Below are 22,223 nucleotides of genomic sequence, written 5' to 3'. Positions count from 1 at the left end.
GAACGGGGACTAGCCCTTAAGTGGCTTTGAGATTAGCGGAACGCTCTGGAAAGTGCGGCCATAGTGGGTGATAGCCCTGTACGCGAAAATCTCTTAGTCATGAAATCGAGTAGGACGGAGCACGAGAAACTTTGTCTGAATATGGGGGGACCATCCTCCAAGGCTAAATACTACTGACTGACCGATAGTGAACTAGTACCGTGAGGGAAAGGCGAAAAGAACCCCGGAGAGGGGAGTGAAATAGATCCTGAAACCGTATGCGTACAAGCAGTGGGAGCAGACTTTGTTCTGTGACTGCGTACCTTTTGTATAATGGGTCAGCGACTTATTTTCAGTGGCGAGCTTAACCGAATAGGGGAGGCGTAGCGAAAGCGAGTCTTAATAGGGCGTCTAGTCGCTGGGAATAGACCCGAAACCGGGCGATCTATCCATGGGCAGGTTGAAGGTTAGGTAACACTGACTGGAGGACCGAACCGACTACCGTTGAAAAGTTAGCGGATGACCTGTGGATCGGAGTGAAAGGCTAATCAAGCTCGGAGATAGCTGGTTCTCCTCGAAAGCTATTTAGGTAGCGCCTCATGTATCACTGTAGGGGGTAGAGCACTGTTTCGGCTAGGGGGTCATCCCGACTTACCAAACCGATGCAAACTCCGAATACCTACAAGTGCCGAGCATGGGAGACACACGGCGGGTGCTAACGTCCGTCGTGAAAAGGGAAACAACCCAGACCGTCAGCTAAGGTCCCAAAGTTATGGTTAAGTGGGAAACGATGTGGGAAGGCTTAGACAGCTAGGAGGTTGGCTTAGAAGCAGCCACCCTTTAAAGAAAGCGTAATAGCTCACTAGTCGAGTCGGCCTGCGCGGAAGATGTAACGGGGCTCAAACCATACACCGAAGCTACGGGTATCATCTTCGGATGATGCGGTAGAGGAGCGTTCTGTAAGCCTGTGAAGGTGAGTTGAGAAGCTTGCTGGAGGTATCAGAAGTGCGAATGCTGACATGAGTAACGACAATGGGTGTGAAAAACACCCACGCCGAAAGACCAAGGTTTCCTGCGCAACGTTAATCGACGCAGGGTTAGTCGGTCCCTAAGGCGAGGCTGAAAAGCGTAGTCGATGGAAAACAGGTTAATATTCCTGTACTTCTGGTTATTGCGATGGAGGGACGGAGAAGGCTAGGCCAGCTTGGCGTTGGTTGTCCAAGTTTAAGGTGGTAGGCTGAGATCTTAGGTAAATCCGGGATCTTAAGGCCGAGAGCTGATGACGAGTGTTCTTTTAGAACACGAAGTGGTTGATGCCATGCTTCCAAGAAAAGCTTCTAAGCTTCAGGTAACCAGGAACCGTACCCCAAACCGACACAGGTGGTTGGGTAGAGAATACCAAGGCGCTTGAGAGAACTCGGGTGAAGGAACTAGGCAAAATGGCACCGTAACTTCGGGAGAAGGTGCGCCGGTGAGGGTGAAGGACTTGCTCCGTAAGCTCATGCCGGTCGAAGATACCAGGCCGCTGCGACTGTTTATTAAAAACACAGCACTCTGCAAACACGAAAGTGGACGTATAGGGTGTGACGCCTGCCCGGTGCCGGAAGGTTAATTGATGGGGTTAGCTAACGCGAAGCTCTTGATCGAAGCCCCGGTAAACGGCGGCCGTAACTATAACGGTCCTAAGGTAGCGAAATTCCTTGTCGGGTAAGTTCCGACCTGCACGAATGGCGTAACGATGGCGGCGCTGTCTCCACCCGAGACTCAGTGAAATTGAAATCGCTGTGAAGATGCAGTGTATCCGCGGCTAGACGGAAAGACCCCGTGAACCTTTACTATAGCTTTGCACTGGACTTTGAATTTGCTTGTGTAGGATAGGTGGGAGGCTTTGAAGCGTGGACGCCAGTTCGCGTGGAGCCATCCTTGAAATACCACCCTGGCAACTTTGAGGTTCTAACTCAGGTCCGTTATCCGGATCGAGGACAGTGTATGGTGGGTAGTTTGACTGGGGCGGTCTCCTCCTAAAGAGTAACGGAGGAGTACGAAGGTGCGCTCAGACCGGTCGGAAATCGGTCGTAGAGTATAAAGGCAAAAGCGCGCTTGACTGCGAGACAGACACGTCGAGCAGGTACGAAAGTAGGTCTTAGTGATCCGGTGGTTCTGTATGGAAGGGCCATCGCTCAACGGATAAAAGGTACTCCGGGGATAACAGGCTGATACCGCCCAAGAGTTCATATCGACGGCGGTGTTTGGCACCTCGATGTCGGCTCATCACATCCTGGGGCTGAAGCCGGTCCCAAGGGTATGGCTGTTCGCCATTTAAAGTGGTACGCGAGCTGGGTTTAGAACGTCGTGAGACAGTTCGGTCCCTATCTGCCGTGGACGTTTGAGATTTGAGAGGGGCTGCTCCTAGTACGAGAGGACCGGAGTGGACGAACCTCTGGTGTTCCGGTTGTCACGCCAGTGGCATTGCCGGGTAGCTATGTTCGGGAAAGATAACCGCTGAAAGCATCTAAGCGGGAAACTTGCCTCAAGATGAGATCTCACTGGAACCTTGAGTTCCCTGAAGGGCCGTCGAAGACTACGACGTTGATAGGTTGGGTGTGTAAGCGCTGTGAGGCGTTGAGCTAACCAATACTAATTGCCCGTGAGGCTTGACCATATAACACCCAAGCAATTTGCTGACCTGAAAAGGCACCAGATTGCGGTGTGTGAAGACGAAACGAACCGAAAGTTCGAAACGCACAAACACCTAGCTGTCACATACCCAATTTGCTGAAGCGAGGCCATCCGGTCCCGAGTCAGTACCCGAATTTCTTGACGACCATAGAGCGTTGGAACCACCTGATCCCATCCCGAACTCAGCAGTGAAACGATGCATCGCCGATGGTAGTGTGGGGTTTCCCCATGTGAGAGTAGGTCATCGTCAAGATTAAATTCCGAAACCCCAATTGCGAAAGCAGTTGGGGTTTTGTTTTGCCTGCGAGAAATGTGTCCGCTTGATTTCTATGCAACGGCCCGGGGCATGGCTATTATGCGGGCCTCATTATGAGGCGATACCTGCATGCTGACGTTGTTGAACCTACTGAAGGATGGACGATTCCATTCCGGACAGGACTTGGGCGTTGCCCTGGGAATTAGCCGAAGTGCTGTATGGAAGCAGCTACAACAGCTTGAAGCTGAACTCGGCCTGTCGATCCATAAAGTTCGCGGTCGCGGATATCAATTGTCGGCCCCTCTGATGCTCCTTGATCCACTTGAAATAACCAGGAAGATGCCCGAATGGCCGGTGCGTGTGTTCGACTCCGTCGACTCGACAAATGCCGAAGCTCTGCGCTCCATCAGCGAGGGCGCCCCCGCGCCGTTTTTGGTGCTCGCGGAGCGACAATTGGCAGGCCGTGGTCGTCGAGGCCGCAAGTGGGTGAGCCCATTTGCGGAAAATCTTTATTACAGCCTGGTTCTTCGAATAGATGGCGGCATGCGTCAGCTTGAGGGGTTGAGCCTTGTTGTTGGCTTGGCCGTGATGCAGACCTTGCGAAGCGCCGGCGTGCCCAATGCCGGTTTGAAGTGGCCCAACGATGTTTTGGTGGGTAACAAGAAAATAGCCGGCATCCTGCTCGAACTCGTCGGCGATCCGGCGGATGTATGTCATGTTGTATTGGGTATAGGAATCAACGTGAATATGCAGGTTGCCGATGAGGTCGACCAGCAATGGACTTCTATAAAACTGGAGTCAGGCAAAGCCTGCGATCGCAATGCTCTGGTGGTTGAGTTGAGTAATCAACTCAAAGCTTATACCCATAAACACCAGCTCAACGGGTTCGCAAGTCTGCAGGCAGAATGGGCGGAAAATCATCTGTGGCAGGGTCGATCCGTGTCGTTGATCGCGGGTAACAGCCATATCGATGGGATAGTGCTCGGGATTGATAGCCAAGGCGGGTTGCGCTTGATTGTAGATGGTGTTGAAAAAGTCTTTAGTGGTGGAGAGCTCAGCCTGAGGTTGCGTGATGATTCTTGAGCTTGACTGCGGCAATAGTTTTATCAAATGGCGCGTGCTGGATGCGTCGGCGAGTGGGCTGGTTTCGGAAGGGGTTGTAGATTCCAATCAGGCTTTGCTTGAGAGTCTACGGATCATAAAGCCGCTCTCGCTGCGCAAGTGTCGTTTGGTAAGCGTCAGGACTAACGAGGAAACCAGCGCTTTAACCGAAATGCTTGAGCGCGCGTTCGGTATTCCTATCGTGTGTGCGAAACCCGCCCGCGAGATGTCCGGTGTTCGAAACGGCTATGAAGACTATGAGCGTCTGGGGCTTGATCGCTGGCTGGCGATGCTCGGCGGCTTCCACCTGGCTGCCGGAAGTGCTTGCCTGGTTCTCGATTTCGGTACCGCGGTCACTGCCGATTTTGTCGCGGCTGACGGTGAGCATCTCGGGGGGTTCATTTGTCCTGGTATGCCTTTGATGCGAAACCAGTTGCGCACCCATACCCGTAAAATTCGTTATGGTGATGAAGCAGCAGAGCGCGCCCTTTCCAGTCACGTCCCGGGACGGACCACCGTTGAAGCGGTGGAGCGCGGTTGTTCTTTGATGCTGAGGGGCTTCGTTCTCACTCAATTAGAGCTGGCTCGAGCGTACTGGGGAGAGCAATTCGCCGTCTTTATTACGGGAGGGGATGCCGAGTTGGTTAAAGGCGTCGCGCCTGACGCCAGGGTTGTGCCCGACCTGGTTTTTGTCGGCTTGGCGATGGCTTGTCCCTTGTCTTGAGGTTTATATGCGTTGGTTGTTCCTGCTGCTGGTTGTACTCAATGTTTTTTACTATGTCTGGCATCAGCAGGAAGCGCCCTTGCGAGCCAAAGATGTAACGCCTCTTAATCTGTATCGTGGTTCGCAGCAGGATATCCGTCTGCTGAGCGAAACCGCAGGTGAAGGTCGAAGAGGCGAGGTGGCGCCGCGTCAGCAGTGCTTGTTCCTTGGTGGATTTTCTGACGAAGATTCAATTGCCAGGTTGCAACAGCGTCTGGTGGCGATGAAAGTCAATGTGCAATCCCTGCCGAAAGATGCTGCCGGAAGCGGGTACTGGCTGGCAGCTGCGCCGGACAGCCAGCGTTTGTTGGGCGATCTGCAGTTGCAAAACCTTTCCAAGGAATTCAATGAGTTAAAACATAAAATAATGCTGTGCGAAGGGGTTGCACCTGCTCAATAGTTTGCATAGAATGGCGCCCGCTCCACAGCGAACACCTTAAACGGGATTCGAAGTGAAGCGTGTCAACGCAGCTAACCTCAGGTTTTTAAATGAGAAAATGCTTGACAGGGGTTTGGCATGATATAGAATGCCGGCCTGATTAGGAGGGGTTCCCGAGCGGCCAAAGGGATCAGACTGTAAATCTGACGTCTACGACTTCGAAGGTTCGAATCCTTCTCCCTCCACCAGATTTAAGCGTGAGCTGCAGGCTCCGCGGGTATAGTTTAGTGGTAGAACCTCAGCCTTCCAAGCTGATGATGCGGGTTCGATTCCCGCTACCCGCTCCAAGTTTGCAGGTTGTGCAAAAGGGTTTTGCTCTTGTAGCTCAGTTGGTAGAGCACACCCTTGGTAAGGGTGAGGTCAGCGGTTCAAATCCGCTCAAGAGCTCCATATAACAAGGCAGATATGAAAATATCTGCCTTTGTTTTAATGGTTGATATTGTTTGTCTAATTTCTTCTGTAGAGGGTGATATCGATGGCTAAGGAAAAATTTGATCGTTCCCTGCCCCACGTCAACGTTGGGACCATTGGTCACGTTGACCACGGTAAAACCACTCTGACTGCTGCTCTGACTCGCGTTTGCTCCGAGGTTTTCGGTTCTGCAATCGTTGACTTCGACAAGATCGACAGCGCACCAGAAGAAAAAGCTCGCGGTATCACCATCAACACCGCGCACGTTGAGTACAACTCGAAGATCCGTCACTACGCTCACGTTGACTGCCCAGGTCACGCTGACTACGTGAAGAACATGATCACCGGTGCTGCTCAGATGGACGGCGCTATCCTGGTTTGCTCGGCCGCTGATGGTCCGATGCCGCAAACCCGTGAGCACATCCTGCTGTCCCGTCAGGTTGGCGTTCCGTACATCGTGGTCTTCCTGAACAAGGCTGACCTGGTAGACGATGCTGAGCTGCTGGAACTGGTTGAGATGGAAGTTCGTGATCTGCTGTCGACTTACGACTTCCCGGGCGACGACACTCCGATCATCATCGGTTCGGCTCGTATGGCGCTGGAAGGCAAAGACGACAACGAGATGGGCACCACTGCCGTCAAGAAACTGGTTGAAACTCTGGATGCCTACATCCCAGAGCCAGTTCGTATGATCGATAAGCCATTCCTGATGCCAATCGAAGACGTATTCTCGATCTCGGGTCGCGGTACTGTTGTGACTGGTCGTATCGAGCGCGGTATCGTTCGCGTTCAGGACCCGCTGGAAATCGTTGGTCTGCGTGATACCACCGTTACTACTTGCACCGGTGTTGAAATGTTCCGCAAGCTGCTCGACGAAGGTCGTGCTGGCGAGAACTGCGGCGTTCTGCTGCGTGGTACCAAGCGTGATGATGTTGAGCGTGGCCAGGTTCTGGTCAAGCCAGGTTCGGTCAAGCCGCACACCAAGTTCACCGCAGAAGTTTACGTTCTGAGCAAGGAAGAAGGCGGTCGTCACACTCCGTTCTTCAAAGGCTACCGTCCACAGTTCTACTTCCGTACTACTGACGTGACTGGTAACTGCGAGCTGCCAGAAGGCGTTGAAATGGTAATGCCAGGTGACAACATTCAGATGACTGTTACCCTGATCAAAACCATCGCGATGGAAGACGGTCTGCGTTTCGCTATCCGTGAAGGCGGTCGTACCGTCGGCGCTGGCGTCGTAGCAAAAATCATCGAATAAGCGGTTGTAATGTATTTTTCGGGCCGGCATAATGGTCGGCCTGATTTTGTTTTAGGTCAGTAGCTCAATTGGCAGAGCGACGGTCTCCAAAACCGTAGGTTGGGGGTTCGATTCCCTCCTGACCTGCCAGATTCACTCGGTGTATCTGGCTTTCTTTTCACAGGATCTTCATAGATGACTCCTAAAGCTGAAGCTCAAGGCTCTCGCTTCGATCTGCTCAAGTGGCTTGTAGTAGTCGCTTTAGTGGTTGTTGGCGTTGTTGGCAATCAGTATTACGCTGGTTCGCCGATCCTGTACCGTGTACTCGCTTTGCTTGCCATTGCTGCCGTAGCTGCCTTTGTAGGCCTGCAAACCGCGAAGGGCAAGTCTTTCTTTGTACTGGTTAAGGAAGCTCGCACCGAGATTCGTAAAGTCGTGTGGCCAACTCGCCAAGAAACCACGCAGACCACGCTGATTGTCGTGGCTGTTGTTCTGGTTATGGCGTTGCTGTTGTGGGGTCTTGATTCCCTGCTCGGCTGGCTTGTTTCCTTGATTGTCGGCTAAGGGTGTCCCGTGGCTAAGCGTTGGTATGTTGTGCATGCTTACTCGGGTTACGAGAAGCATGTGATGCGCTCGCTGATCGAGCGCGTAAAGCTGGCTGGCATGGAAGATGGCTTCGGCGAGATTCTGGTTCCCACTGAAGAAGTGGTTGAGATGCGTAACGGCCAGAAGCGCAAAAGCGAACGGAAGTTCTTTCCAGGCTATGTGCTGGTCCAGATGGATATGAACGAGGGTACTTGGCACTTGGTCAAGGATACTCCTCGGGTGATGGGTTTTATCGGCGGTACCGCTGACAAGCCTGCGCCAATTACAGATAAAGAGGCAGAAGCGATTCTGCGTCGCGTTGCTGATGGTAGCGACAAGCCTAAGCCGAAGACATTGTTCGAGCCAGGTGAGACGGTGCGTGTCAACGACGGTCCATTCGCTGATTTCAATGGCGTTGTGGAAGAAGTTAACTACGAAAAGAGCCGGATCCAAGTGGCTGTGCTCATTTTCGGTCGCTCTACTCCGGTGGAGCTCGAGTTCAGTCAGGTCGAGAAGGTCTAACTGGACAAGCAATCCCAACCCCGCAGCCTTAGGCTGTGGGGTTTTGTCGTCACTGGGATAAACGCGCAAGTAACCGGGGAGCCTTTCGAGGCGTTCGAACCCGTAATTGGAGTGCCTCATGGCCAAGAAGATTACCGCTTACATCAAGCTGCAAGTGAAGGCCGCTCAGGCTAACCCAAGTCCACCGGTTGGTCCTGCTCTGGGTCAGCACGGCGTGAACATCATGGAATTCTGCAAGGCTTTCAACGCCCGTACTCAGGGTCTTGAGCCAGGTCTGCCGACTCCAGTGATCATCACTGTCTACAGCGACCGTAGCTTCACTTTCGAAACCAAATCCACCCCTGCTTCGGTTCTGCTGAAGAAGGCGGCCGGTCTGACCAGCGGTTCCGCTCGTCCGAACACCGTTAAGGTTGGCACTGTTACCCGTGCTCAGCTGGAAGAAATCGCGAAAACCAAAAACGCGGATCTGACTGCAGCTGATATGGATGCAGCCGTGCGTACTATCGCCGGTTCTGCTCGTAGCATGGGCCTTAACGTGGAGGGTGTGTAATGGCTAAGCTGACCAAGCGTCAAAAGGCTATCGCCGGCAAAATCGAAGCAGGCAAGGCCTACAACATTGTAGACGCCGCTGCTCTGCTGGCCGAGCTGTCGACTGTCAAGTTCAGCGAGTCGTTCGACGTTGCTGTAAACCTGGGTGTAGACCCGCGTAAATCCGACCAGGTTGTTCGTAGCGCTACTGTGCTGCCACACGGCACTGGCAAGACCGTTCGCGTTGCTGTGTTCACCCAGGGTCCAGCTGCTGAGGCCGCTCTGGCTGCCGGCGCTGATCGTGTAGGTATGGACGACCTGGCTGCCGAAATGAAAGGCGGCGACCTGAACTATGACGTAGTGATCGCATCCCCGGATGCCATGCGCGTTGTAGGTCAGTTGGGTCAGATCCTCGGTCCACGTGGCCTGATGCCTAACCCTAAAGTCGGCACCGTAACTCCAGACGTAGCCAACGCGGTCAAGAACGCCAAGGCTGGTCAGGTTCGTTATCGCACCGACAAAAACGGCATCATCCACACTTCCGTTGGCAAGATCGGCTTCGACGCCGTCAAGCTGAAGGAAAACGTTGAAGCCCTGATCGCTGATCTGAAGCGTATCAAGCCAGCTTCCTCGAAAGGTATTTACGTCAAGCGCGTTACCCTGAGCACCACTATGGGCCCAGGTCTGGTTATCGACCAGAGCTCGCTCGACGCGTAAGACAAAGGTTGGCGCGGATTGCCGCGCCAATTGAAAGATTGGGGTCCCTGCCTGGCGGGGGCTATCCAAGACCGTAGGCGGCGCAAGCCTTAAACCTCAAGCCTACGCAGATGGTGCTCCCGGTTCCTTACCGAATCAGACACCAAAACGACATTCGGTTCCGATCGAATGAAACGGTAACAAGCAGGAGTTAAACCCGTGGCAATTAATCTCGAAGACAAGAAGGCCATCGTCGCTGAAGTCAACGAGGCTGCCAAAGTCGCTCTGTCCGCTGTCGTGGTTGATGCACGTGGCGTAACAGTAGGCGCAATGACCGGACTCCGTAAAGAGGCTCGTGAAGCTGGCGTTTACGTACGTGTTGTACGTAACACCCTGCTCAAGCGCGCTGTTGCTGACACTCAATACAGTGTTCTCAACGACGTGTTCACCGGCCCGACCCTGATTGCATTCTCGAACGAACATCCGGGCGCTGCTGCCCGTATCTTCAAAGAGTTTGCCAAGGGTCAGGACAAGTTCGAGATCAAGGCAGCTGCGTTCGAGGGCAAGTTCCTCGCAGCTAATCAGATCGACGTACTGGCAACTCTGCCGACCCGTGATGAAGCAATTTCTCAGCTGATGAGCGTGATTCAAGGCGCAACCAGCAAATTGGCTCGTACTCTGGCGGCAATTCGCGACCAGAAAGAAGCTGCCGCAGCCTAAGGCTCGTCACTTCTCGCGTTTTTTGTTTATTTCGATGGTCGCGTAGGCCGTCCCCCAATTCAGGAATTGAGTCATGTCTCTGACTAACGAACAAATCATCGAAGCAATCGGCCAGAAATCCGTAGTGGAAATCGTTGAGCTGATCAAAGCGATGGAAGAAACCTTCGGTGTTACCGCTGCTGCCGCTTCGGCTGGCCCAGCTGTAGCTGCTGCTGCTGTTGAAGAGCAAACCGAGTTCAACGTTGTTCTGCTGGAAGCTGGCGAGAAGAAGGTTAACGTGATCAAGGCAGTTCGTGAACTGACCGGTCTGGGCCTGAAAGAAGCCAAAGAGAAAGTAGACGGCGCTCCTCAGGTTGTAGCTGAAGGCGTTTCGAAAGAAGCGGCTGAAGACGCCAAGAAGAAGCTGGAAGAAGCAGGCGCTAAAGTCGAGCTGAAGTAAGCATCGACTTTGCTCCTCCAGCCCGAGCGTCAAGCGACAGGCTGATGGCTGGTGGCTCTTGCCACCGGCCTTTTTCCGTTATTGGCAGCCGACTGGGTCGGTGCTGATAAAGGCGCTGTAACCACCCGATGCGGTGGCGCAAACCATGGGGTTTGCACGATTTTCTGGCTGCTCCCGTCGGGAGGGGCCAAACAAGCAGGTGACCAAGCTGGGGAACGCTGATGGCTTACTCATATACTGAGAAAAAACGTATCCGCAAGGACTTTAGCAAGTTGCCGGACGTCATGGATGTGCCTTACCTCCTGGCCATCCAGCTGGATTCGTATCGTGAATTCTTGCAAGCGGGAGCGACTAAAGATCAGTTCCGCGACGTGGGCCTGCATGCGGCCTTCAAATCCGTTTTCCCGATCATCAGCTACTCCGGCAATGCTGCGCTGGAGTACGTCGGTTATCGCCTGGGCGAACCGGCATTTGATGTCAAAGAATGCGTATTGCGCGGTGTAACTTTCGCCGTACCTTTGCGGGTAAAAGTGCGCCTGATCATTTTCGACAAAGAATCGTCGAACAAAGCGATCAAGGACATCAAAGAGCAAGAAGTCTACATGGGTGAAATCCCCCTGATGACTGAGAACGGTACCTTCGTAATCAACGGTACCGAGCGTGTTATCGTTTCCCAGCTGCACCGTTCCCCGGGCGTGTTCTTCGACCACGACCGCGGCAAGACGCACAGCTCCGGCAAACTGCTGTATTCGGCTCGCATCATTCCTTACCGCGGTTCGTGGCTGGACTTCGAATTCGACCCGAAAGACTGCGTCTTCGTGCGTATCGACCGTCGTCGCAAACTGCCGGCTTCGGTACTGCTGCGCGCACTCGGTTACACCACCGAAGAAGTGCTGGACGCGTTCTACACCACCAACGTATTCCACCTGAGCGGCGAGACCCTCAGCCTGGAACTGGTGCCATCGCGCCTGCGTGGTGAGGTTGCGGTTCTGGACATCCAGGACGAGAAGGGCAAGGTCATCGTTGAGCAAGGCCGCCGTATTACCGCGCGCCACATCAACCAGATCGAGAAAGCCGGTATCAAGACGCTGGACGTGCCACTGGACTACGTCCTCGGCCGCACCACCGCCAAGGCTATCGTGCACCCGGCTACCGGCGAAATCCTGGCCGAATGCAACACCGAGCTGAACACTGAAGTCCTGGCAAAGATCGCCAAGGCCCAGGTCGTTCGCATCGAGACCCTGTACACCAACGACATCGACTGTGGTCCGTTCGTCTCCGACACACTGAAGATCGACTCCACCAGCAACCAATTGGAAGCGCTGGTCGAGATCTATCGCATGATGCGTCCGGGCGAGCCGCCAACCAAAGACGCTGCCGAGACCCTGTTCAACAACCTGTTCTTCAGCCCTGAGCGTTATGACCTGTCTGCGGTCGGCCGGATGAAGTTCAACCGTCGTATCGGTCGTACCGAGATCGAAGGTTCGGGCGTGCTGTGCAAGGAAGACATCGTCGCGGTCCTGAAGACTCTGGTCGACATCCGCAACGGTAAAGGCATCGTCGATGACATCGACCACCTGGGTAACCGTCGTGTTCGCTGCGTAGGCGAAATGGCCGAGAACCAGTTCCGCGTTGGCCTGGTACGTGTTGAGCGTGCGGTCAAAGAGCGTCTGTCGATGGCTGAAAGCGAAGGCCTGATGCCGCAAGACCTGATCAACGCCAAGCCAGTGGCTGCGGCGGTGAAAGAGTTCTTCGGTTCCAGCCAGCTGTCGCAGTTCATGGACCAGAACAACCCGCTGTCCGAGATCACCCACAAGCGTCGTGTCTCTGCACTCGGCCCTGGCGGTCTGACTCGTGAGCGCGCAGGCTTCGAAGTCCGTGACGTACACCCGACTCACTACGGTCGTGTCTGCCCGATTGAAACGCCGGAAGGTCCGAACATCGGCCTGATCAACTCCCTGGCTGCGTACGCTCGCACCAACCAGTACGGCTTCCTGGAAAGCCCGTACCGCGTGGTGAAAGAGGGTGTGGTCACCGACGAGATCGTGTTCCTGTCCGCTATTGAAGAAGCCGATCACGTGATCGCGCAGGCTTCGGCGACCATGAACGAGCAGAAAGTCCTGATCGACGAACTGGTTGCCGTACGTCACCTGAACGAATTCACCGTCAAGGCGCCGGAAGACGTCACCCTGATGGACGTTTCGCCGAAGCAGGTTGTGTCGGTTGCAGCGTCGCTGATTCCGTTCCTCGAGCACGACGACGCCAACCGTGCGTTGATGGGTTCGAACATGCAGCGTCAGGCTGTACCGACTCTGCGCGCTGACAAGCCGCTGGTAGGTACCGGCATGGAGCGTAACGTAGCCCGTGACTCCGGCGTTTGCGTCGTGGCTCGTCGTGGTGGCGTGATCGACTCCGTCGACGCCAGCCGTATCGTGGTTCGTGTTGCCGATGACGAAGTTGAAACCGGTGAAGCCGGTGTCGACATCTACAACCTGACCAAATACACCCGCTCGAACCAGAACACCTGCATCAACCAGCGTCCGCTGGTACGTAAAGGTGATCGCGTTCAGCGTAGCGACATCATGGCCGACGGCCCGTCCACCGATATGGGTGAGCTGGCACTGGGTCAGAACATGCGCATCGCGTTCATGGCATGGAACGGCTTCAACTTCGAAGACTCCATCTGCCTGTCCGAGCGTGTTGTTCAGGAAGACCGTTTCACCACGATCCACATTCAGGAACTGACCTGTGTGGCCCGTGACACCAAGCTTGGCCCAGAGGAAATCACTGCGGACATCCCGAACGTGGGTGAAGCTGCACTGAACAAGCTGGACGAAGCCGGTATCGTTTACGTAGGTGCTGAAGTAGGCGCAGGCGACATCCTGGTGGGTAAGGTCACTCCGAAAGGCGAGACCCAACTGACTCCGGAAGAAAAACTGCTGCGTGCAATCTTCGGTGAAAAAGCCAGCGACGTTAAAGACACCTCCCTGCGCGTGCCAACCGGCACCAAGGGTACTGTCATCGACGTACAGGTCTTCACCCGCGACGGCGTTGAGCGTGATGCTCGTGCACTGTCGATCGAGAAGTCCCAGCTGGACGAGATCCGCAAGGATCTGAACGAAGAGTTCCGCATCGTTGAAGGCGCGACTTTCGAACGTCTGCGTTCCGCACTGGTAGGCCACAAGGCCGAAGGCGGCGCCGGCCTGAAGAAAGGTCAGGACATCACCGACGAAGTACTCGACGGTCTTGAGCACGGCCAGTGGTTCAAACTGCGCATGGCTGAAGATGCGCTGAACGAGCAGCTCGAGAAGGCTCAGGCCTACATCGTTGATCGTCGCCGTCTGCTGGACGACAAGTTCGAAGACAAGAAGCGCAAACTGCAGCAGGGCGATGACCTGGCTCCAGGCGTGCTGAAAATCGTCAAGGTTTACCTGGCAATCCGTCGCCGCATCCAGCCGGGCGACAAGATGGCCGGTCGTCACGGTAACAAGGGTGTGGTCTCCGTGATCATGCCGGTTGAAGACATGCCGCACGATGCCAATGGCACCCCGGTCGACGTAGTCCTCAACCCGCTGGGCGTACCTTCGCGTATGAACGTTGGTCAGATTCTCGAAACCCACCTGGGCCTCGCGGCCAAAGGTCTGGGCGAGAAGATCAACCGGATGGTCGAAGAGCAGCGTAAAGTCGCTGAACTGCGCACTTTCCTGGACGAGATCTACAACCAGATCGGCGGTCGTAACGAAGATCTGGACAGCTTCTCCGATCAGGAAATCCTCGATCTGGCGAACAACCTGCGTGGCGGCGTTCCAATGGCCACTCCAGTGTTCGACGGCGCCAAGGAAAGCGAAATCAAGGCCATGCTGAAACTGGCAGACCTGCCGGAAAGCGGCCAGATGCAGCTGACCGACGGCCGTACCGGCAACAAGTTCGAGCGTCCAGTTACCGTTGGCTACATGTACATGCTGAAGCTGAACCACTTGGTAGACGACAAGATGCACGCGCGTTCTACCGGTTCTTACAGCCTGGTTACCCAGCAGCCGCTGGGTGGTAAGGCGCAGTTCGGTGGTCAGCGTTTCGGGGAGATGGAGGTCTGGGCACTGGAAGCATACGGTGCTGCTTACACTCTGCAAGAAATGCTCACAGTGAAGTCGGACGATGTGAACGGCCGTACCAAGATGTACAAGAACATCGTGGATGGCGATCACCGTATGGAGCCGGGCATGCCCGAGTCCTTCAACGTGTTGATCAAGGAAATTCGTTCCCTCGGCATCGATATCGATCTGGAAACCGAATAACACGTGACGCGAATCGAGAGCGGGGCAGGATTGCCCGCTCTCTGCTCCGCCAGGAGGAAAGGCCTTGAAAGACCTACTGAATTTGCTGAAAAACCAGGGTCAAGTCGAAGAGTTCGACGCCATCCGTATCGGATTGGCCTCGCCGGAGATGATCCGTTCGTGGTCGTTCGGTGAAGTTAAAAAGCCGGAAACCATCAACTACCGTACGTTCAAACCTGAGCGTGACGGCCTGTTCTGCGCCAAGATCTTTGGCCCGGTAAAGGATTACGAGTGCCTGTGCGGTAAGTACAAGCGCTTGAAGCACCGTGGTGTGATCTGCGAGAAGTGCGGCGTTGAAGTTGCACTGGCCAAGGTTCGTCGTGAGCGCATGGCGCACATCGAGCTGGCTTCGCCGGTTGCCCACATCTGGTTCCTGAAGTCGCTGCCGTCCCGTATCGGCCTGCTGATGGACATGACCCTGCGTGATATCGAGCGCGTTCTCTACTTCGAGAGCTATGTCGTTATCGATCCAGGCATGACCACCCTTGAAAAAGGTCAGCTGCTGAACGACGAACAGTACTTCGAAGCGCTTGAAGAGTTCGGAGACGATTTCGACGCCCGCATGGGTGCCGAAGCTGTCCGTGAACTGCTGCACGCTATCGACCTGGAGCACGAGATTGGCCGTCTGCGCGAAGAGATTCCGCAAACCAACTCGGAAACCAAGATCAAGAAGCTGTCCAAGCGTCTGAAATTGATGGAAGCCTTCCAGGGTTCCGGCAACCTGCCAGAGTGGATGGTGCTGACCGTTCTGCCGGTTCTGCCGCCAGATCTGCGTCCACTGGTCCCGCTGGATGGCGGTCGTTTCGCGACCTCCGACCTCAACGATCTGTATCGTCGAGTGATTAACCGTAACAACCGTTTGAAGCGCTTGCTGGATCTGTCGGCTCCGGACATCATCGTGCGCAACGAAAAGCGCATGTTGCAGGAAGCGGTCGATGCATTGCTCGACAACGGTCGTCGTGGTCGCGCTATCACCGGTTCCAACAAGCGTCCTCTGAAATCCCTGGCTGACATGATCAAGGGTAAGCAGGGTCGTTTCCGTCAGAACTTGCTCGGTAAGCGTGTTGACTACTCCGGTCGTTCGGTAATTACCGTAGGCCCGACCCTGCGTCTGCACCAGTGCGGTCTGCCGAAGAAGATGGCTCTCGAGCTGTTCAAGCCGTTCATTTTTGGCAAGCTGGAAATGCGTGGTCTGGCGACCACCATCAAAGCGGCCAAGAAAATGGTCGAGCGCGAACTGCCAGAGGTTTGGGACGTTCTCGCTGAAGTGATTCGCGAACACCCGGTTCTTCTCAACCGTGCACCGACCCTTCACCGTCTGGGTATCCAGGCGTTTGAACCGGTACTGATCGAAGGTAAGGCTATCCAGCTGCACCCGCTGGTCTGCGCCGCGTACAACGCCGACTTCGACGGCGACCAAATGGCCGTGCACGTACCGCTGACACTGGAAGCGCAGCTCGAAGCGCGTGCGTTGATGATGTCGACCAACAACATTCTGTCGCCAGCCAACGGTGAGCCAATCATCGTTCCGTCGCAGGACGTTGTATTGGGTCTGTACTACATGACTCGTGAAGCGATCAACGCCAAGGGCGAAGGTCGTGTGTTCGCGGATCTGCAGGAAGTCGACCGTGTGTTCCGTGCCGGCGAAGCTGCACTGCACGCCAAGGTCAAGGTTCGTATCAACGAAACCGTCAACGACCGTGACGGCAACAGCGTGAGCGGTACCCGTATCGTCGACACCACTGTCGGCCGTGCGCTGCTGTTCCAGGTTGTGCCGAAAGGTCTGTCGTTCGACGTCGTCAACCTGCCGATGAAGAAAAAGGCGATCTCCAAGCTGATCAACCAGTGCTACCGTGTGGTTGGTCTGAAAGAGACCGTGATCTTCGCTGACCAGTTGATGTACACCGGTTTCGCTTACTCGACCATCTCCGGCGTTTCGATCGGTGTTAACGACTTCGTTATCCCGGATGAAAAAGCCCGCATCATCGGTGCAGCCACCGACGAAGTGAAAGAGATCGAGAGCCAGTACGCCTCCGGCCTGGTAACCCAGGGCGAGAAGTACAACAAAGTGATCGACCTCTGGTCGAAAGCGAACGACGAAGTTTCCAAGGCGATGATGGCCAACCTCTCGAAAGAGAAAGTCATCGACCGTCACGGCGACGAAGTCGACCAAGAGTCTTTCAACTCGATGTACATGATGGCCGACTCGGGTGCGCGGGGTTCCGCAGCACAGATTCGTCAGCTGGCCGGTATGCGTGGTCTGATGGCCAAGCCGGACGGTTCCATCATTGAAACGCCGATTACTGCGAACTTCCGTGAAGGTTTGAGCGTACTTCAGTACTTCATCTCGACTCACGGTGCTCGTAAAGGTCTGGCGGATACCGCGTTGAAAACTGCGAACTCCGGTTACCTGACTCGTCGTCTGGTAGACGTGGCGCAGGATCTGGTTGTAACCGAGATCGATTGCGGCACCGAACACGGTCTGCTGATGACTCCGCACATTGAAGGCGGTGACGTTGTAGAGCCGTTGGGTGAGCGCGTATTGGGTCGTGTCATTGCCCGTGACGTATTCAAGCCAGGCACCGAGGACGTCATCGTTCCTGCCGGTACTCTGGTAGACGAGAAGTGGGTCGAGTTCATCGAGCTGAACAGCATCGACGAAGTGATCGTGCGTTCGCCGATCAGCTGCGAAACCCGCTATGGCATTTGCGCCAAGTGCTACGGCCGTGATCTGGCTCGTGGTCACCAGGTGAACATCGGTGAAGCGGTCGGCGTTATCGCTGCCCAGTCCATCGGTGAGCCGGGTACCCAGCTGACCATGCGTACGTTCCACATCGGTGGTGCGGCAAGCCGTACTTCCGCAGCCGACAGCGTTCAGGTGAAGAATGGCGGTACCGTCCGTCTGCACAACCTGAAGCACGTCGAGCGAGTGGATGGTCACCTGGTTGCTGTGTCCCGTTCCGGTGAGCTGGCAATCGCTGACGATTTCGGTCGTGAGCGCGAGCGTTACAAGCTGCCGTACGGTGCTGTGATTTCGGTTAAAGAAGGTGACAAGGTCGACGCTGGCGCAATCGTGGCCAAGTGGGATCCGCACACTCACCCGATCGTTACCGAAATGAAAGGTACCGTGACCTACGTGGGCATGGAAGAAGGCATCACGATCAAGCGTCAGACTGACGAATTGACCGGTATGACCAACATTGAAGTACTCGACGCGAAAGATCGTCCTGCAGCGGGCAAAGAAATTCGTCCTGCAGTGAAGATGGTCGACGACAACGGCAAGGATCTGTTGCTGCCAGGCACTGACGTAATCGCTCAGTACTTCCTGCCAGCCAACGCTCTGGTCGGTGTGGCTGACGGTGCGAAGATTGCGATCGGTGATGTTATCGCTCGTATCCCGCAGGAAACTTCGAAGACCCGTGACATCACCGGTGGTCTGCCGCGTGTTGCCGACCTGTTCGAAGCGCGTCGTCCGAAAGAAGCGTCGATTCTGGCTGAAGTCAGCGGCACCATCGCGTTCGGTAAAGAGACCAAGGGCAAGCGCCGTCTGGTCATTACCCCGAACGACGGTAGCGATCCGTACGAAGAGCTGATTCCGAAGTGGCGTCACCTGAACGTCTTCGAAGGCGAGCAGGTAAACCGCGGCGAAGTTATCTCCGACGGTCCAAGCGATCCGCACGACATCCTGCGTCTGCTGGGTGTGAGCGCGCTGGCCAAGTACATCGTCAACGAGATCCAGGACGTTTATCGTCTGCAAGGCGTGAAGATCAACGACAAGCACATCGAGACCATCCTGCGTCAGATGCTGCGTAAAGTTGAGATCTCCGAGTCCGGCGATTCCAGCTTCATCAAGGGCGACCAGATGGAACTGACTCACGTTCTGGTCGAGAACGAACGTCTGAGCGCGGAAGACAAGTTTGTCTCCAAGTTCACTCGCGTTCTGCTGGGTATCACCAAGGCGTCGTTGTCCACCGAATCGTTCATCTCGGCGGCTTCCTTCCAGGAAACCACTCGCGTACTGACCGAAGCGGCAGTCACCGGCAAGCGCGATTACCTGCGCGGCCTGAAAGAAAACGTAGTCGTGGGTCGTCTGATCCCGGCCGGTACCGGTCTTGCCTATCACAGCGAGCGCAAGCGTCGCCGTGATGCCGACAAGCCGTTGCGCGTAAGCGCCAGTGAAGTGGAAGCTGCACTGACCGAAGCGCTGAACTCGAGCGGTAACTGAGTTCTGCGATAAACGAGAGTGAGGCCCTGATCGCTCCGTTCGTCGAATCGAGACATTAAGTCAAGGTTCGATGGGCGGGGAGGTCGGGGCCTTGCCTTGACTGGAATCAAGATCCTCTTTAGACTCTTGATCCCCTAAATTTGGCGGGAATTCGTTCCTGCCATTTTGCTTTTCTTGCAAGACAATAGCGTCGCAAGACAACAGTGGAGCTAGTAGATGGCAACTATCAACCAGCTGGTACGTCAGCCGCGTAAGCGTATCGTCGAGAAATCCGACGTACCTGCGCTGCAGAACTGCCCGCAACGTCGTGGCGTGTGCACCCGTGTGTACACCACCACGCCGAAAAAACCTAACTCGGCACTGCGTAAAGTATGCCGTGTGCGTCTGACCAACGGTTTCGAGGTTTCCTCGTACATCGGTGGTGAAGGCCACAACCTGCAAGAGCACAGCGTGGTACTGATCCGCGGCGGTCGTGTAAAAGACTTGCCAGGTGTTCGTTACCACACCGTTCGCGGCTCCTTGGATACTTCCGGCGTTAAAGGCCGTAACCAGGGTCGTTCGAAGTACGGTACCAAGCGTCCGAAGTAATCGGCCGTTTTGCAGATTTTTATTTTATTGAGTCGATAAGAGTAAGGTCGGGCACGCATCCTCTGGATCTGTCCCGAGCTAACCTGAAGACCGCTTGAGGGCTTATCATGCCAAGACGTCGCGTAGCAGCAAAGCGTGAGATTCTGGACGATCCGAAATACGGAAGCCAGATCCTCGCCAAATTCATGAACCACGTTATGGAAAGCGGCAAGAAAGCCGTTGCCGAGCGTATCGTTTATGGTGCCCTGGAAACCGTTGCGGCCCGTAAGGCTGGCACCGATCCCCTGGAACTCTTCGAAAAAGCACTCGACGCCATCGCTCCGCTGGTCGAAGTGAAGTCGCGCCGCGTTGGTGGTGCTACTTACCAGGTTCCGGTCGAGGTTCGTCCTTCCCGTCGTAACGCTCTGGCAATGCGCTGGTTGGTAGACTTCGCCCGTAAGCGCGGCGAGAAGTCTATGGCTCTGCGTTTGGCTGGCGAACTGCTGGATGCTGCTGAAGGTAAAGGTGCTGCTGTTAAGAAGCGTGAAGACGTGCACCGTATGGCCGAAGCTAACAAAGCTTTCTCGCACTACCGCTTCTAATTTTAGCTTCACTAATTTTGCGAGGGCTTTATGGCTCGTACTACTCCGATTAGCCGCTACCGTAACATCGGTATCGTCGCTCACGTGGATGCTGGTAAAACCACCACCACCGAGCGCGTACTGTTTTACACCGGCAAAAGTCACAAAATGGGCGAGGTGCATGATGGCGCCGCGACCACAGACTGGATGGTTCAGGAGCAGGAGCGTGGTATTACCATTACTTCTGCTGCCATTACCGCCTTCTGGAAAGGTTCCGAGAAGCAGTACTCTCACGAGCACCGTTTCAACGTAATCGATACCCCGGGCCACGTTGACTTCACCATTGAAGTTGAGCGTTCCCTGCGCGTACTCGACGGCGCTGTCGTTGTGTTCTGCGGTACTTCGGGTGTTGAGCCGCAGTCGGAAACCGTATGGCGTCAAGCCAACAAATACGGCGTTCCACGTCTTGTTTACGTAAACAAGATGGACCGTGCCGGCGCCAACTTCCTGCGCGTGATCGGTCAGATCAAGCAGCGTCTGGGTCACACTCCGGTGCCGATCCAGTTGGCCATCGGTTCCGAAGACAACTTCCAGGGTCAGATCGATCTGATCAACATGCAAGCTGTCTACTGGAACGACTCTGACAAAGGTATGGTTCCTGTTCGCAAGGACATTCCTGCCGAGCTGCAAGAGCTGGCGGAAGAGTGGCGCAACAACATGGTTGAAGCTGCCGCCGAAGCCAACGAAGAGCTGATGAACAAGTACCTGGAAGGCGAAGAGCTGTCGATCGAAGAGATCAAGGCGGCTTTGCGTCAGCGTACTATCGCCGGCGAAATCGTTCTGGCCGTTTGCGGTTCTTCGTTCAAGAACAAGGGCGTTCCCCTGGTTCTCGACGCCGTTATCGACTACCTGCCTGCTCCGACCGACATTCCTGCTATCAAGGGTTCCAACCCTGATAACGAGGAAGAAGAGATGGAGCGTCATGCAGACGACAACGAGCCTTTCGCGGCTCTGGCGTTCAAGATCGCTACCGACCCATTCGTGGGTACTCTGACCTTCGTCCGCGTTTACTCGGGCGTGTTGAACTCCGGCGACGGCGTGATCAACTCGGTCAAAGGCAAGAAAGAGCGCGTGGGTCGTATGGTGCAAATGCACGCAAACGCCCGTGAAGAGATCAAGGAAGTACGCGCTGGTGACATCGCGGCCCTGATCGGCATGAAGGACGTCACCACTGGTGAAACCCTCTGCAACGCTGACAAGCCAATCATCCTGGTTCGCATGGACTTCCCGGAGCCGGTTATTTCGGTTGCTGTAGAGCCTAAGACCAAGGATGACCAGGAAAAAATGGGTATCGCTCTGGGCAAACTTGCTCAGGAAGACCCGTCTTTCCGCGTTAAAACTGATGAAGAGACTGGTCAGACGATCATCTCCGGCATGGGCGAGCTGCACCTGGACATCCTGGTTGACCGGATGCGCCGTGAGTTCAACGTCGAAGCCAACATCGGCAAGCCTCAGGTTTCGTATCGTGAGCGCATCACGAAGAACTGTGAAATCGAAGGCAAGTTCGTTCGTCAGTCCGGTGGTCGCGGCCAGTTCGGTCACTGCTGGATCCGTTTTGCTCCTGCTGACGAAGGTCAGGAAGGTCTGCAATTCGTGAACGAAGTTGTAGGTGGTGTGGTTCCTAAGGAATACATCCCGGCTATCCAGAAGGGTATCGAAGAGCAGATGAAGAACGGCGTTGTTGCCGGCTATCCGCTGATCGGCCTGAAGGCTACCGTGTTCGATGGTTCTTACCACGACGTCGACTCCAACGAGATGGCGTTTAAAGTGGCTGCTTCCATGGCGACCAAGCAACTGGCCCAGAAGGGTGGTGGTGAGTTGCTCGAGCCGATCATGGCGGTAGAGGTTGTTACGCCTGAAGACTATATGGGTGATGTGATGGGCGACCTTAACCGTCGTCGCGGCATGATCCAGGGTATGGAAGACACAGTGTCCGGCAAGGTTATCCGTGCCGAGGTTCCGTTGGGTGAGATGTTCGGTTATGCGACCGACGTTCGTTCCATGTCCCAGGGTCGCGCAAGCTACTCTATGGAATTCAAAAAATATGATACGGCTCCGTCGCACATCGTCGAATCCGTAACCAAAAAACAAGGCTGATTCA

Annotated in this window: 15 protein-coding genes, 4 tRNA genes and 2 rRNA genes (1 of these 21 cut by a window edge); all 21 read left to right on the top strand. The window is 55.1% G+C overall.

Going from position 1 to position 22,223, the window contains the following annotated elements:
- Positions 1-2,641, top strand: a 23S ribosomal RNA gene (locus AB4N73_RS18815); it begins 253 nt to the left of the window's first position.
- A gap of 154 nt (positions 2,642-2,795) precedes the next feature.
- A 5S ribosomal RNA gene (gene rrf, locus AB4N73_RS18810) occupies positions 2,796-2,911 on the top strand.
- 132 nt (positions 2,912-3,043) lie between these two features.
- Positions 3,044-3,997, top strand: coding sequence for a bifunctional biotin--[acetyl-CoA-carboxylase] ligase/biotin operon repressor BirA (gene birA, locus AB4N73_RS18805; RefSeq protein ID WP_150638814.1), 954 nt, complete (start codon positions 3,044-3,046; stop codon positions 3,995-3,997).
- A complete protein-coding gene (locus AB4N73_RS18800; RefSeq protein ID WP_095181970.1) occupies positions 3,987-4,739 on the top strand; it encodes a pantothenate kinase in 753 nt (250 codons plus the stop codon). Before birA ends, AB4N73_RS18800 begins: the two co-directional genes overlap by 11 nt.
- A 7-nt stretch (positions 4,740-4,746) precedes the next feature.
- Positions 4,747-5,178 (top strand): hypothetical protein, encoded by a 432-nt coding sequence (locus AB4N73_RS18795; RefSeq protein WP_095181969.1) that lies wholly within the window; start codon positions 4,747-4,749, stop codon positions 5,176-5,178.
- 142 nt (positions 5,179-5,320) lie between these two features.
- A tRNA-Tyr gene (locus tag AB4N73_RS18790) sits at positions 5,321-5,405 on the top strand.
- Between the two features lie 25 nt (positions 5,406-5,430).
- A tRNA-Gly gene (locus tag AB4N73_RS18785) sits at positions 5,431-5,504 on the top strand.
- 27 nt (positions 5,505-5,531) lie between these two features.
- A tRNA-Thr gene (locus tag AB4N73_RS18780) sits at positions 5,532-5,607 on the top strand.
- An 85-nt stretch (positions 5,608-5,692) separates the two neighbouring features.
- Positions 5,693-6,886: an elongation factor Tu gene (gene tuf / locus AB4N73_RS18775; RefSeq protein WP_064361246.1), complete on the top strand. Its 1,194-nt coding sequence runs from the start codon at positions 5,693-5,695 to the stop codon at positions 6,884-6,886.
- 53 nt (positions 6,887-6,939) lie between these two features.
- Positions 6,940-7,015 (top strand) — tRNA-Trp (locus AB4N73_RS18770).
- Between the two features lie 45 nt (positions 7,016-7,060).
- Positions 7,061-7,429: a preprotein translocase subunit SecE gene (gene secE / locus AB4N73_RS18765; RefSeq protein WP_252876990.1), complete on the top strand. Its 369-nt coding sequence runs from the start codon at positions 7,061-7,063 to the stop codon at positions 7,427-7,429.
- A 9-nt stretch (positions 7,430-7,438) separates the two neighbouring features.
- Positions 7,439-7,972, top strand: coding sequence for a transcription termination/antitermination protein NusG (gene nusG / locus AB4N73_RS18760; protein WP_007957598.1), 534 nt, complete (start codon positions 7,439-7,441; stop codon positions 7,970-7,972).
- A gap of 118 nt (positions 7,973-8,090) precedes the next feature.
- Positions 8,091-8,522 (top strand): 50S ribosomal protein L11, encoded by a 432-nt coding sequence (rplK, locus tag AB4N73_RS18755; RefSeq protein ID WP_003176435.1) that lies wholly within the window; start codon positions 8,091-8,093, stop codon positions 8,520-8,522.
- Entirely contained in the window at positions 8,522-9,217 is a 696-nt protein-coding gene (rplA, locus tag AB4N73_RS18750; protein WP_024014523.1) for a 50S ribosomal protein L1, read from the top strand. The genes rplK and rplA overlap by 1 nt, the downstream gene beginning before the upstream one ends.
- Before the next feature lie 198 nt (positions 9,218-9,415).
- Entirely contained in the window at positions 9,416-9,916 is a 501-nt protein-coding gene (rplJ, locus tag AB4N73_RS18745; protein ID WP_008081912.1) for a 50S ribosomal protein L10, read from the top strand.
- A 73-nt stretch (positions 9,917-9,989) separates the two neighbouring features.
- Positions 9,990-10,355, top strand: coding sequence for a 50S ribosomal protein L7/L12 (gene rplL / locus AB4N73_RS18740; RefSeq protein WP_007962228.1), 366 nt, complete (start codon positions 9,990-9,992; stop codon positions 10,353-10,355).
- Between the two features lie 221 nt (positions 10,356-10,576).
- Positions 10,577-14,650, top strand: a complete 4,074-nt coding sequence (rpoB, locus tag AB4N73_RS18735; RefSeq protein ID WP_016772939.1) for a DNA-directed RNA polymerase subunit beta — start codon at positions 10,577-10,579, stop codon at positions 14,648-14,650.
- A 64-nt stretch (positions 14,651-14,714) separates the two neighbouring features.
- Complete coding sequence (rpoC, locus tag AB4N73_RS18730; protein ID WP_016772940.1) at positions 14,715-18,914, top strand: DNA-directed RNA polymerase subunit beta'; 4,200 nt, start codon at positions 14,715-14,717, stop codon at positions 18,912-18,914.
- A gap of 216 nt (positions 18,915-19,130) precedes the next feature.
- Positions 19,131-19,502, top strand: a complete 372-nt coding sequence (rpsL, locus tag AB4N73_RS18725; RefSeq protein WP_003186084.1) for a 30S ribosomal protein S12 — start codon at positions 19,131-19,133, stop codon at positions 19,500-19,502.
- Positions 19,503-19,609: 107 nt separating this feature from the next.
- A complete protein-coding gene (gene rpsG / locus AB4N73_RS18720; RefSeq protein ID WP_016772941.1) occupies positions 19,610-20,083 on the top strand; it encodes a 30S ribosomal protein S7 in 474 nt (157 codons plus the stop codon).
- A gap of 30 nt (positions 20,084-20,113) precedes the next feature.
- Positions 20,114-22,219, top strand: coding sequence for an elongation factor G (gene fusA, locus AB4N73_RS18715; protein ID WP_016772942.1), 2,106 nt, complete (start codon positions 20,114-20,116; stop codon positions 22,217-22,219).
- Positions 22,220-22,223 lie beyond the last annotated feature (4 nt).

This window comes from Pseudomonas sp. S3_B08, assembly GCF_054667725.1.
Note: the sequence above shows the minus strand (reverse complement) of the source record. Positions and strands in the feature narration are given on the sequence as shown.